1 protein-coding gene is annotated in these 814 nt (G+C 41.8%); it reads right to left on the reverse strand.

The window, feature by feature from the left end; all coding sequences use genetic code 11:
• Nucleotides 1-814: IS1634 family transposase (locus tag MUB24_RS23070; protein WP_244708089.1), on the reverse strand; the 814-nt coding region annotated here is incomplete at both ends.

Raw genomic sequence — 814 nt, forward strand, 5'->3', positions numbered from 1 at the left:
GGTTTTTCTAGGTAAATCCTTCCCACGAAATAAGGATTTTTCAAAAATCGAAAACGATTTTCTACGGTCTGTTGCCCTTTGTAGGCTTTTAGCAAGTCTACATCGGATAATTTTTCTCCATCCATCTGATTGGTTATCAAGATAAAGGTGGATGCTTGTTGACGCAGTTGTTCCCATTTCTCCTTCGATGGGGGATGGATCGTCAGGTTTATCGTATAGACTGTAACTGGAGGTGGTGCGGCTTCCCCTTTTTTAGGCCGTCCCCGTTTTTTCCGTCTTCCCGGCTGTTCTTTGGGAGTAACAATTCCTTCTACTGTATGAGAACCTTTGTGTTCTTTCATAAACTCTGAAAGGGCCGCTTGGGCATCACGCTCACAGGAAAAGTCCTTTTTTTCCATTTTTTCTTTGTCCTTTTCCCACTTTTTTTGCTCCTTTTCAAGTTGGGATGTGAGGCTTTTTTCCTTTCGTCCATCCAATTTATTGGAGTGAACGATGACAAAACGATAAGTCTCCCCGTCCAGCCTGGCCTTGGTTGAAGAAATTTTATAAATCGCAGCGTCTTTTCCCTCTACAAGCTTTCCCACCTCTTCCCATTGATCGTCCTTCCAGGCTTTCTCTTTAATCGTTTCGGCAAGCTTGAAGTTTTCTGGCAACCGAGACAAGAAAAGCAAGTCTGACGCATCCTTACACTTCAATTCTTTCAAATTATCTTTCGTGACAAAAGCACTATCTGCTATGAAAATTGCTTTTTCTAGTTCTTCAGGAGACAACCATTTGGTTAAGGCTCTCAGAAAATGACCATTCCATTTTTTAT

It is taken from the genome of Lederbergia sp. NSJ-179 (assembly GCF_022867885.1).
GTDB lineage: Bacteria > Bacillota > Bacilli > Bacillales > Bacillaceae_C > Lederbergia.